We start from the raw sequence: 13040 nt of genomic DNA, 5'->3' as shown, positions 1-13040 counted from the left end.
ACAGGTCTGTGTGTTCGGGATTGTCAGGCGCAGCCGCAGCCGCGCACCACTGAGTATTCGGGCGATAAATCAGTCGTGATCGATCAGTTGCTGCCACAAGGCTGTGACTTGCGCTCGCTCGGTCAGGAAGTGATTGTCGCCTTCTAGTACCGCCTCTTGACGCTGTAGCGCGAGGCGGTGCCCGGTGGATCGGTATGCCTTGTAAGCCGCGATCAGGTGGGCCACGGATTGGGCATCGAGTAAGCCTGCCTCTTCCAGTGATCCGAGTATGCGAATGTTGTCCGTGTACCGGATGATCCCGGGCGCTTTAGATGCCCAGGCCAAGGCCGCGTATTGAACCATAAATTCAATATCCACGATACCACCCGCATCCTGTTTCAAATTAAATAAAACCGGTGTTTTGGCCGTATTTAAGGCGCTATTTTTGGATTTGGACTCGGAGCCCAATTGCTCGCGCATCTTGCGGCGCATGTCGCGTACATCGACGCGCAATGCAGCCAGATCCCGCTCACGGGTAAGAATGCGCTCGCGCACCTGTTCAAACTGTTCGGCGAGCCGTTCATCTCCCGCCACTACCCGCGCCCGAACCAACGCCTGATGCTCCCAAGTCCAGGCTTCATTGGCCTGGTATTTTTCAAACGCGGCGAGCGATGACACCAACAACCCCGAGTTGCCGGACGGCCGCAGGCGCATATCCACTTCATAGAGCTTGCCCGAGGGCGTGTAGGTGTTGAGCACATGGATAATGCGCTGGCCGAGGCGGGTATAAAACGTAATGTTGTCGATAGCGCGCTCGCCATCGGTGCTCAGGTTGCTATCGGTGTTGTGGATAAACACCAGATCCAGATCCGAACCGTGCCCCAGCTCAATGCCGCCCAATTTACCGTAGCCGATAATCACAAAATCCGGTGTTGCATCGACCGAACCGTCGCTGCGACGGGGGCGCCCATGGCGCTCCACCAAGTGCTCCCAACTCAACTGCAGCACATGCTCCAGCACCACCTCGGCGATGAAGGTAAGGTAGTCACTCACCTTCATCAGCGGCAGGGCGCCGGTCACTTCGCTGGCGGCCACGCGCAGGGCATGGGCAGAGCGGAAATAGCGTAGCGCTTCCATGTGCCCCTCAAGATCATCCCAGCTCAGGCGCAGCACATCGCGACGCAACTCATCGCGCAGCGACATTTTATCCGGCGGCGCATAGAGGCTTTCCGGGGTGAGCAGCTCATCCAATAGCGCCGGGTATTGCGCCAGTTGATCGGCAATCCAGGGGCTGGCGGCGCAGAGCATCACCAACTGGTGAATGGCCGTTGGGTTCTCGACTAATAGCACCAAATAGGCGCTGCGCCGTGCAATAGCTTCAATCAAGGGTTCAATACGCGCAAAGGTTTCCGCAACAGTAAGCGGTAACTTACCTTGCAGCGCTTCCTGCACCAGCATGTGCAATAAACGCGGGATAAACGCCTCCAGACGGGTGCGCCCACTGGCCTGCATGGATAAAACCGCACGGCTTTCACGCAGGTCTGCCAGGTTTTTCACCAGCGCCGCAGCGCCTTCAATGTCCTGCGCCTCCAGCGCATGAATGGCATCCTCGCCCTGCAAACTTCCCTCCCACAACCCCATCCAAAAGGTCAGGGCTTTTTGATCGATGGAATCCTCTTCATCGGGAGCAGCGATAACGGCTTTGAATTCCGCATTAACGCAGTGGCGATAGCGGCTGAGCGTTTCAAAGAAACTGTCCCAGGTGTCAAACCCCATCACCCAAGCCAAACGCAACTGCCCTACAGGATCAATCGGCAGGGATTGGGTTTGCTTATCCTGATAGCCCTGAATGGCATGCTCGGTATTGCGCAGAAAAATATAGGCTTCAAGCAATGCCGAACCCGCACCCGGCGGTAAATAATTTTCCTGCTCCAAAAAGGGTAAAAGCACCGGCACTTTGCGCTTGCGCAGGCGAGCATCGCGACCGCCGCGAATCAATTGGAATACCTGAACCACAAACTCCACTTCACGGATGCCGCCCTCGCCCAGCTTCACGTCCAGATTCATCCCCTTGCGCTGCACCTGCCGCGCAATTAACCCTTTCATTTCGCGCAGGGATTCAATCGCACTGAAATCAATGTATTGGCGATAGGTAAAGGGCTGCAGCATTTTGCCCAGCAATTGGCGCGCCTCGGCCTGCTGCTCACCGCCAGCCATGGCCACAGTGCGCGCCTTGATCATGGCGTAGCGTTCCCACTCGCGCCCTTGGGTTTGGTAGTAATCCTCCATGCCCACAAAACTCATGGCCAGCGCACCGCTCTGGCCGTGTGGGCGCAAACGCATATCCACCCGGAACACAAAACCATCGGCGGTGACTGTGTCCAGACTTTTAATCAGCCGCTGCCCGAGCTTGATAAAAAACTCCTGGTTGCTGATCGCACGGCTGGCATGATTGGTTTCGCCCCCTTCGGGGAAGGTAAAAATCAGGTCGATATCCGAAGAAATATTTAATTCACCCGCGCCCAGCTTACCCATACCCAGCACCATAAATGGCTGCGCTATACCAGACTCGCGACCGATAGGCGTGCCGTACATTTTTTCCAGCGAGCGATAGTGACATTCCGCCGTCGTTTGAATCACCCGGTCGGCAAAGCGCGACAATTCCGCTGTCACTTCGCGCATACCTTCAATGCGATTCAGGTCGCGCCAGATAATACGGATCATCGCCATCTGCCGCTGGCGGCGCAGGCAGGTATCCAATTCCGCGTCGGTATTACAGGCATTCACTGCAGCGGTAAATGCATCCAGATGCGCGTCAGTCTGCGCCTCAAACAAGGCACCGGATTCAATCAGTTCCAATAAATAAGCCGGACGCTGGGCACAGGTTTTGGCGATGAATTCGCTTGCGACAAACGCACGAGTCAATTGCTGGAAAAACGTATCGACGCTGATAGTGGGCGGCAACAAATCCCGAGGGTGAGACAGCGTTTGACTGAGGATGGCAGCTTCAAACTGTTCCCAGTAACGCTGGGCGGGGGCATGTAACTCGGAGGGAATTCCGGAAAAATTCAACATAAAGACAGGACTCATCGACACAGCTATTTATTGATGCAGAGAATAATAGCAGTTTCTGTGCGGACGACACTGACTTAGCGCAGCTGATACAAAGTCGCACAACGGATATAATCACCATGAAAAAAGCCCTGTTAGCATGTAAATCAGTATAATTGCCGCGCAAAATTCGATAGCAGCACACCAACTCGAACAACAGAGTCAGCCCATGAAAAGTACCGACCTCCAGATTGGCAACCTTTTAAATAACGAAAAACTCCTCTACTTACTGCTGATTAGTATCAGTGCTGCCTTCTCGGTAGCCAATATCCAAGGTTCGGTAATCAACAGAGACGCGATTGTCTATCTCTCGACTGCTGAAGCCTTCTTGCAGGGCGGACTATCTGCCACACTTCAAATTTATGGGTGGCCAGCTTACGCAATATTAGGGGCTTTACTCTCAAAAACGCTTAACATAAGCATCGAAAATTCTTTTTATTTGATCAACTCCATCTTCTACGCAGTTATCCCTGCTGTATTCTTAAAGCTTTATACGACCGCAACAAACAACCGCCATGGTCTATTGATCGCAGCGCTAGCTTCATTATTACTTCCAGCATTCAACGGTTATCGGGAAATGATTATCCGCGATGTCGGATATTGGCTTTTCAGCTTATTGGCTTTGCTTTATTTTTTTCAATTCATACGCACACAAAAAACCAGTCATGCACTGCAATGGCAGCTGGCAATAGCTGCGGCATTTATGTTTCGATCCGAAGCAATTGCATGGATTATTGGGCTACCGCTTTGCCTTTTTTGGGTTGGCAACTTCACTCTCTCAGCGCGCTTAAAAAGTTGGCTCACCTGTACCAGCATCTACATTTGCGCACTTATTGCTGCTTGTGTGTTTTTATTGATCAATGACGCAGCACTTGAAACGCTGCTAAAAAAAATACCCTCGACAGAGGCATTCACCAACAGCTTATACAGCCTAAAAACTGCTCAGGAGAATATGGCCACCTATGTGCTCAACCCTTTCAGCAAAGAATATGCCCCCTTTATTTTAAATGTTGGATTGATTGCGCACCTAATTCACACCCTGTTGCTGGCCGTTAGCTGGCCCTATCTTGTTTTCACTTTCATTGCGATAAGAAAAAATGCGAACATTGAATGGACCGACGAAAACAAAATTGCACTCTGGGCGATCGCCATCAATCTGGCCATGCTAACCACGTTTGTATTGGCGCAGCAATTTATGATTGAGCGATACACAGTTTTAACTGCTCTTCTCATACTATTACTAATTAGCCAGCCTATTAGTGATTGGACTGAGTCAATATGGCCAAATGCTAGTGCATGGATAAAATCCGGGCTTGTGTTCATAGCAATAGTGTTAATGGTTGACATTGTGACGACCAAGAATCCACCACCAACCAATTTGATATCTGCCGGCGAATGGCTCAAGCAAAACACCACCCCACATACACCTGTCGCACTGAGCGATAACAGACTACTGCATTACAGCGGCCGACTAAGAGAGGGAGTGACTTGCCTTATTGATAGAGATTTACGTATTAGTTTGGCATCCACAGACAAGCTAAAAGCATATGCCTACCTTGTTATCCAGACCAAACAAAAATCATTGCAGCAAGACACCATGCATTTAGTTCAAGAAGGAGTGTTTCACGAAATCAAAACTTTTAAGCGCGGGAAAAGCGTGACAGTCATCTTCAAAAATGAAACCCCTCAAATAGAGCAGGTAGTGAGCTGCAACCCCTATCGTTGACTCACCACCAATGAGCCAAACAAGAACTTAAACACACATCGAATATACTTAATATGGCGCCCCAGATTGAAAAACGACCAAGGACTAGCTTTAAGCGACTCGCGATAACACTGTATAGCTAATTTATATTGCATTGCTTTTTCATAACTCCGAAAAAGCTGAAAATACTGATACGCCAAAAAGTCAGCCTTATATTTCATTAATGAACTAGGTAATTTTTCTGGATCAAATAATAGATTTGTTAATTGATAAGCAATATTGGGGGTAAAATTTATTTGGTTCCTCATACTTTCGATATGTTTAAAATTCCGAAGTATTGGTCTTAAAAAAAGTGCACAATGAAAATTGGCGAGTATTTGCCCAAAGACTGGGATATCTTCTGCTTGGCGCAAATCTTCACAATAACGAATCTCATCAAAAACTGTACGACGAATAATTGTTGCACCATTTGCCATCGCCATGGTGTTGCCAATGTAATAATAAAACCAATCTTTCTTTTTATCATTTAATAAATTATTGGAGCGAAGCTTTTCTCTTCCATCAGGCATTTGCGCCAAATAGTCGCAAATCAATAGATCCGTTTGTGGATGATCTACAAGATACTCATAGGTTCTCTCTAAAGAATCAGGCAACAGCGCATCATCTGCATCCAAAAAAATCAAATAAGCGCCGTTGCTATGCATAACACCTAGGTTTCTAACTGCAGATAACCCCCTATTTTCTTGACTTATATAGCGAAGCTTTGGATCACACTCCTTTAAAATCTCTTTCATCAGAGCATCTGTATTATCTGTTGAGCCATCATTTATAACGATAATCTCACAGTCGTGAAATTGTTGATCCAGCACGGAGCGTATAGCCCTCTCCAGAAATTGCGCGTAATTGTATGCAGGGATAACAATTGAAAAAAAACAGCTAGACATAAAGATCACCCGCAGAGGCCTAAAAAATTTTTATATTATATCATTTATTATCAGATCTTAGCTGCAACGGATATTGCAAACCGTACCACAGCCCAAATGTTAGCGGTTTCTCAGACTGGCAATCACTCAAAAATCATTAAGCTGATGTTAAGAAAAGCCCTGCTTAAACTGGCGCATCGCTCAAGAAAATGAGCATTACTGCAGGAGATGAACAATGAACAAATCCATGATTATCGGAACACTATTGGGTGTGGGTATAGCGACCACCGGTGGTGCTATCGCTAGCTACCAATGGTTAAAGGAACCGGCTTATGCGGAAGTGCTGAGCGCGGTGCCCGTGACCAAAACCACCAAGATTCCCCGTGAAGAGTGCCGCGAAGAAACCGTGGTACATCAAAAACCAGCCAAAGACACCAACCGTATTGCCGGCAAGGTCATTGGTGCAGTCGTGGGTGGCGCGCTGGGCAATCAGGTCGGTGGCGGCAACGGTAAAAAAGTCGCCACCGTAGCGGGTGCTGTCGCCGGTGGTTACGCGGGTGACAAGGTACAGGCCAATATGCAGCAAAAAGATACCTACACCACCGTTGAGCAACGCTGCAAAACTGTTTACGACTCACGCGAGGACATCACCGGCTACGATGTCACCTACCGCTTGCAGGACAAGGAGTCCTCCCTGCGCCTGGACTATGACCCGGGCTCACGTATCCCGGTGGAGAACGGAAAATTGGTGCTGAATCAAGCTAACCATTAATCACCAGGGCACAAGGATGTGCGCTTCGCTTGCCGTTACTACGGCAGCAGAAATATCACTGCACTCTCTCAGCTCTCAGCTCTCAGCTCTCAGCTCTCAGCACTTTCCCAGCGTTTTCACATGCACTGCTCATAACTAAAAGAATATCCATCTCCTCACTACTACACTTTTTAAAACTTTACGATATAAGAACCAAACTAATGATTATTAGCAGCACTTCCCTTGGCCTGTTAGCCTGCGCGCCCTGTTTATTTTTCAACACTTAAGCCAAGAAACTGCTCGTTTTTGATCAGTTTGCGCGCGGAGTTTTATGGATTTTCATATCGGATACGTTATCGCCGGACTGGTGGTGGGTTTTATTGTCGGCATGACGGGCGTGGGCGGCGGTTCGCTGATGACCCCGATTCTGTTGTATTTCGGTGTTAGCCCGGCCAATGCCGTGGGTACTGATTTGCTCTACGCAGCCATTACTAAAGCGGGCGGCATTCACGTCCACCACAAAAAGAAGAATATCGACTGGAAAATTACCGGCGAACTGGCACTGGGCAGCTTGCCAGCGGCAGCGCTGACACTCTGGGCACTGCACAGTTTGCGCATGGATACGGATACGCTCAACAGCATCATCCGCACCACTCTGGGCTATGCGCTGATCCTGACCGCGATTGCCATTTTATTTAAACGCAAAATTTTTGATTACAGCCGTAAAAACGACGCCTGGATCACCCGTATGAGCCGCCAGCAGCAGATGATCGCCACCGTGGTGACCGGGATTATTCTGGGTGCGGTTGTGACCATCACCTCGATTGGTGCTGGCGCCCTTGGCACAGTCGCGCTGTTTATGCTCTACCCGCTGCTGCCCACGGTGCGCTTGGTGGGCACGGAAATCGCACACGCCGTGCCGCTGACATTAGTGGCCGGCATGGGCCACGCCGGATTGGGCAATGTGGATTGGGGATTACTCGCCAACTTGTTGATAGGGTCACTGCCCGGTATTTATCTGGGCAGCCATTTGGCACACCGCGTGGCCGACCATTATTTGCGCCCGGCGCTGGCGATTATGCTGGTATTTGTTGGCTTTAAATTGCTGTTCTGATTAGCGACAGATTAGTGCGAAGGACATAAAAAATGGCGACTCTCGGGTCGCCATTTTTTATGTGTCACAACATTCTATGCCCCCTGGCTAGCTCGCCTTCTCCGGCGGTGGCGCCACGCGCAGCACCTCTTCCATTGTCGTCAAACCAGCCGCGACTTTTTGGGCACCGGACAAGCGCAGGGTGCGCATCCCCTCTTTCATCGCCAAACGACGCAAGTCTTGCAGGTTGCAGTCGGGCACCACTTTTTCCTTGAGGCTTTCCGACAAGGTCAGGATTTCATACAGCCCTTGGCGCCCCAGATAGCCGGTATTGCGGCACTCCAGACAACCCACCGGACGATAGACCTTGGCAGGCACATTCACCTTCCAAGGCGAGACCAGTTCCTGCCAATGCTCGCTGGTTATATGCCCCTCCTCCTTGCAATGCGGGCAGAGGGTGCGCACCAGGCGCTGCGCCATCACCCCCAGCAACGTGGCATTGATCAGGTATGAGGGAATCCCCAGATCCAGCAAGCGAGCGATGGTTGAAGGCGCATCATTGGTGTGTACAGTTGATAGCACCAAGTGGCCGGTAAGTGCAGCCTGCACCGCCATTTGTGCGGTTTCCAAGTCGCGGATCTCGCCCACCATGATGATATCCGGGTCTTGCCGCATCAGGCTGCGGATACCGGCGGCAAAATCCAGCCCGATTTTGTGATGCACCTGGGTCTGGTTAAAACGCTCCTCCACCATTTCGATCGGGTCTTCAATGGTGCTGACATTCACCTCATCGGTCGCGACCTGCCGCAGCGACGAGTAAAGTGTTGTGGTTTTGCCGGAACCGGTCGGGCCAGTGACCAGCAAAATACCGTTCGGCCGGGTCAGCATGGAATACCAGCGCGCATAGTCATCGCCCACCAGCCCCAGATCCGTAAAGCTGCGCAGCAGCACTTCCGGGTCGAAAATACGCATCACCAGCTTTTCACCAAACGCCGTTGGCAAGGTGGACATACGCAGTTCGATTTCACTGCCGTCACTGCGGCGGGTTTTGATTCGGCCATCCTGCGGCTTGCGCTTTTCGGCGATATCCATCCGCGCCAGCACCTTGAAGCGACTGGTGACCGCCGTGGCGACATTGGCAGGTAATTCATAGACATAGTGCAGCACCCCATCAATGCGAAAGCGGATGCGGCCCACATCGCGGCGCGGCTCAATATGAATATCACTGGCGCGCTGGTCATAAGCGTATTGCAGCAGCCAGTCCACAATCTTGACGATATGCTGGTCATTGGCATCCGGATCGCTGGCTTTACCCAACTCAACCAACTGTTCAAAGTTGGTAATCGCCGACGCGGCTGTGGCGCCACTGGCACCAGACACCGAGCGCGCCAAGGTATAAAACTCCACCATAAAGCGTTCGATATCGGCCGGATTGGCCACAACACGCTTTACCGTACGGCGCGCCACGTGCTCAACCTGCGGCTCCCACCCCCCATAAACGGTTGGGTACAGGCGATAACCACATGATCCGGCTCCACCTTCACGCACAAAATCCCGTGGCGCTTGGCGAAGGCGTAACCAATCACCTCCGTACACTTGGCCACATCAATTTTCATTGGGTCTATATGAAATAATGGCAGGCGCGCCTTATTGGCCAGCCATTCGCTGAGGGTATCGCCATCCAGGGTTTTGCCGGGACGCTGCAAATCTTCCAGATTTTGGCTGGCCACATAGGCCAGGGGATGCATGATGGCCTGCTCGCGGGTGCGCGAAGCGCCAAGCAATACATTGGCATCTACCTGCGCCATGCGTCCATCCACGACCAGATCATTGATCAAGCCGCGCAAATCCAATACCCGATCCAGCACCATTGATGTTATTCCTGTGAATAAAGAGACGTTTCGCTAGAAAACCTGCACTGATTGTAGCGGCTCTCCCGTCAGCAGTCTGCCCACAACACCACAGGCTGGCGTTTTGGCCAGAACCGACTAGGCTCAACAAGCCCGTCATTGCTGCCTCGCCCAGCTCTCGCCGCCAACACCCCATATTGGCGCCTAGCAAAAGTCCCACTAAAAAGCATCACAACTTTGTCATAAATAAGTAATAAAGCTGCGTGACCTTGGCGGATGATGTTTTTATACTGCGCACACTTTTAACCCGAGGGGATAACCATGCCTTTTGCAAACTTGTCGAACCTGTTTGGCCGCTCGCCCATCAAACCCATGCAAGAGCACATGGCGCTGGCTGTTAAAGCAGCGGCCGAGCTTGTCCCGTTTTTTGATGCCGTCACCAGTAACGACTGGCCCCTCGCCAGCACCATCCAGCAACAGGTGGTGAGGTTTGAAAACGACGCGGACGAGATCAAAAAGCACCTGCGCCTGCACCTGCCCAAAAGCCTGTTCTTGCCGGTGCCACGCACCGACCTGCTCGAACTGCTGACCATGCAGGATCGCATTCCCAACCGCGCCAAAGACATTGCCGGGATCATCATGGGCCGCCGCATGACCATTCCTGACAGCATGAAAGTGCAGATGAATGAGTTTGTGCGCTCAAGCGTTGCTGCCGCAGAACAAGCACTCACTGCGATCAATGAATTGGACGAGCTGCTCGAGACCGGCTTCAGTGGCCGCGAGCTGACCGTTGTAGAAAATATGATCAAGGAATTGGACATTCTGGAGGAAAAGGCAGACCAATTGGAAATTGGTGTGCGCACCTCACTCTTTGCCCTCGAAGCCCAGCTACCCCCTGTGGATGTGATGTTTCTTTACAACATCATCGACTGGGTGGGTGATATCGCCAACCGCGCACACGATGTGGGCGGCCGTTTACAGCTGCTGCTGGCGCATTAATCCTTTACCTTGGGGAATCCACGATGACTTTATTTGCTGAATACGGCCATGTGCTGTTTATTCTAGCCTGTGCTTTTGGCCTGTTTATGGCCTGGGGCATAGGTGCCAACGATGTATCCAACGCCATGGGTACCTCGGTTGGCTCACGCGCACTTACCATGAAGCAAGCCATTTGTATTGCAATGGTATTTGAATTTGCAGGGGCCTATCTGGCCGGTGGCGAAGTCACTGAAACTATCCGCAGTGGTATTGTTGAGCTGGATGTAATGACCCAGCACCCGGATTTATTCGTTTTTGGCATGCTGGCCTCGCTTCTGGCAGCAGGTAGTTGGCTGTTAATTGCCAGTATTTTAGGCTGGCCGGTATCAACCACTCACTCTATCGTGGGCGCCATTATTGGCTTTGCGGCAGTCGGTATCTCGGCTGATGCGGTGCAGTGGAATCAGGTATGGGGAATTGTTGCCAGTTGGGTCACATCGCCGCTGGCAGCAGGCATTCTGTCATTCTGGATCTTTCGTTCAGTGCAGTATTTAATCCTGGATACTGAAGATCCCTTTGCTAATGCCAAGCGCTATATCCCTTTCTATATGTTTGCCGTGGGTTTCTTTTTATCCATGGTCACCCTGCTTAAAGGGCTGAAATATGTACTTAAGTCCCACCATGTCGAATTCAGTTTCCTCCAGTCCGTTATGATCGCCGTGGCGATTGGTCTGGTCGTCGCAGCAATAGGTACCTACCTGTTAAGCCGCATCAGTCAGGATAAAAGTGCTGACAAAAACAATCGCTTCTCCAGCGTAGAGCGCGTATTTGGCGTTTTAATGATTTTTACCGCCTGCTCTATGGCATTTGCTCATGGCTCCAACGATGTTGCCAATGCTGTCGGCCCTATGGCCGCGGTTATCAGTGTTATTCAGTCTGGCGAAGTCGGCGCCAAAGCAGCTGTCGCCCCATGGGTTCTATTACTTGGCGGTGTAGGCATAGTGGTTGGCTTGGCAACCTATGGTTATAAGGTCATGCAAACCATCGGTAAAAAGATTACAGAACTCACACCAAGCCGTGGTTTTGCCGCCGAAATGGCCGCTGCCGCCACAGTGGTAATCGCCTCCGGGATTGGTATGCCCATCTCAACCACTCACACACTGGTGGGCGCCGTGCTGGGTGTTGGTTTGGCTCGCGGCATTGGCGCGCTGAACTTACGTGTGATCGGCGGGATTTTCGCCTCCTGGGTAATCACCCTTCCCGCCGGGGCAGGCTTATCGATCCTCTACTTCTTTTTCTTCAAAGGTGTATTCAGCTAATCATCGGCTGATGCCCCCCAGGAACCCGAGCCGGGAAACCGGCTCGGGTTTTTTATTGCCCGCTGATTAGCCCTGCAGGCTTGCATTTTTGGGCGCAATCACCGATAACAGCCCGACTGTTTTACTGCGAGTAGATCATGACTGTCGACCTCAAACGCTATCAATATCAGCTTCACAAGCTTGTCGCTCTGCCCTCGGTGAGCTGCGCTGTCCCCCAATGGGATATGTCCAACCAGGCGGTCATTGATCAGCTCGCCAATGACTTTTCTGCGCTGGGCTTCAACACCCGCATCCTGCCCCTGGCGCAACCGGGCAAGGTAAACCTGATCGCTACCCTCGGTCAGGGTGATGGCGGCTTGGTACTGGCCGGCCACAGCGATACCGTGCCTTACGATGCTGATCGCTGGCAGTCTGATCCCTTCACACTGACGGAAAAAGACGGCAGGCTTTACGGCCTGGGCGCCACCGACATGAAAGGGTTTTTCCCGGTGATTATGGCAGCGGTACAACCTTACCTTGGCCGCCAGTTGAAACACCCACTCATTGTGCTCGCCACTGCTGATGAAGAAAGCAGCATGAGTGGCGCCCGCGCGCTGGCACGGGATGGCCTTGGCGGCTTGTCACCGCGCTATGCCGTTATTGGTGAGCCCACCAACCTGACCCCGATTCGCGCCCACAAAGGCATTATGATGGAGGCCATACGCGTACGCGGTCACAGCGGGCACTCATCCAATCCAGCTCTGGGCAAAAATGCACTGGAAGCCATGAATCAGGTAATGAACGAACTCATGGGGCTGCGCAGCGAGCTACAACTGAAGTACCGCAATCCCGCATTCGCTGTACAAACACCCACGTTGAATCTGGGCTGTATCCACGGCGGTGATGGCGCCAATCGCATTTGCGGTGAATGTGAATTACATTTTGATTTACGCTTGCTGCCCGGCATGGATAACGATGCGCTGCGCGCCGCCATCCAACAGCGTCTTACCCCTATCGCTGAAACCAGCGGCACCGATATAGTGCTCTCCTCGCTCTTCGAAGGGGTAGATCCCTTCGGCGAGGACGAACACAGCGAGTTGGTCAAAGCCTGTGCGGAGCTCACAGGCAACGCCAGTGATAGCGTCGCCTTCGCCACAGAAGCGCCGTTCATGCAGCAGTTGGGTATGCAAACGGTGGTAATAGGCCCCGGCTCCATTGATCAGGCGCATCAACCGGATGAATTTATACCGCTCAACCAAATTGAGCCGGCAGTAAAATTGCTGCGTGGATTAATCGAGCGCTTTTGCTGCTAAACCCCAAACACTAACTGACATTTCTTGCTGATAAAGAGA

At 51.7% G+C, this 13040-nt stretch carries 8 protein-coding genes and 1 pseudogene; 6 read left to right on the top strand and 3 right to left on the bottom strand.

Translation table 11 applies throughout. From position 1 onward, the window contains the following. Positions 1 to 69: 69 nt before the first annotated feature. A complete protein-coding gene (glnE, locus tag B0D95_RS16940) occupies positions 70 to 3054 on the bottom strand; it encodes a bifunctional [glutamate--ammonia ligase]-adenylyl-L-tyrosine phosphorylase/[glutamate--ammonia-ligase] adenylyltransferase (protein ID WP_078045005.1) in 2985 nt (994 codons plus the stop codon). A 205-nt stretch (positions 3055 to 3259) separates the two neighbouring features. Between glnE and B0D95_RS16935 the strand changes: the two genes are divergently transcribed. Next, positions 3260 to 4816: a hypothetical protein gene (locus tag B0D95_RS16935; RefSeq protein ID WP_078045004.1), complete on the top strand. Its 1557-nt coding sequence runs from the start codon at positions 3260 to 3262 to the stop codon at positions 4814 to 4816. Here the strand turns inward: B0D95_RS16935 and B0D95_RS16930 are convergent. After that, positions 4807 to 5739, bottom strand: coding sequence for a glycosyltransferase family A protein (locus B0D95_RS16930; protein ID WP_078045003.1), 933 nt, complete (start codon positions 5737 to 5739; stop codon positions 4807 to 4809). The genes B0D95_RS16935 and B0D95_RS16930 overlap by 10 nt on opposite strands. Before the next feature lie 226 nt (positions 5740 to 5965). Between B0D95_RS16930 and B0D95_RS16925 the strand changes: the two genes are divergently transcribed. Both B0D95_RS16925 and B0D95_RS16920 read left to right on the top strand, forming a co-directional pair. Beyond that, positions 5966 to 6490, top strand: coding sequence for a glycine zipper 2TM domain-containing protein (locus B0D95_RS16925; protein WP_212590034.1), 525 nt, complete (start codon positions 5966 to 5968; stop codon positions 6488 to 6490). A 310-nt stretch (positions 6491 to 6800) separates the two neighbouring features. After that, positions 6801 to 7583: a sulfite exporter TauE/SafE family protein gene (locus B0D95_RS16920; protein ID WP_078045001.1), complete on the top strand. Its 783-nt coding sequence runs from the start codon at positions 6801 to 6803 to the stop codon at positions 7581 to 7583. Between the two features lie 87 nt (positions 7584 to 7670). Here the strand turns inward: B0D95_RS16920 and B0D95_RS16915 are convergent. Then, a pseudogene (locus tag B0D95_RS16915) lies at positions 7671 to 9433 on the bottom strand (GspE/PulE family protein). Positions 9434 to 9733: 300 nt separating this feature from the next. On the opposite strand from B0D95_RS16915, the gene B0D95_RS16910 reads away from it, so the two are divergent. From B0D95_RS16910 to argE, 3 genes are all read left to right on the top strand, one after another. Beyond that, positions 9734 to 10411, top strand: coding sequence for a TIGR00153 family protein (locus B0D95_RS16910; RefSeq protein ID WP_078045000.1), 678 nt, complete (start codon positions 9734 to 9736; stop codon positions 10409 to 10411). A gap of 23 nt (positions 10412 to 10434) precedes the next feature. Beyond that, positions 10435 to 11709 carry an inorganic phosphate transporter gene (locus B0D95_RS16905; RefSeq protein ID WP_078044999.1) on the top strand — a complete coding sequence of 425 codons (1275 nt, stop codon included), beginning with the start codon at positions 10435 to 10437 and terminating at the stop codon, positions 11707 to 11709. Positions 11710 to 11846: 137 nt separating this feature from the next. Further along, the gene (gene argE / locus B0D95_RS16900; RefSeq protein ID WP_078044998.1) at positions 11847 to 13001 is read left to right on the top strand and encodes an acetylornithine deacetylase; all 1155 of its coding nucleotides are present in this window, start codon (positions 11847 to 11849) and stop codon (positions 12999 to 13001) included. Positions 13002 to 13040 lie beyond the last annotated feature (39 nt).

The sequence above is a fragment of the Cellvibrio sp. PSBB023 genome, from assembly GCF_002007605.1.
Taxonomy (GTDB): Bacteria; Pseudomonadota; Gammaproteobacteria; order Pseudomonadales; family Cellvibrionaceae; genus Cellvibrio.
The sequence above is the reverse complement of the archived record's forward strand: the minus strand, read 5'-3'. Positions and strand labels throughout refer to the sequence as shown.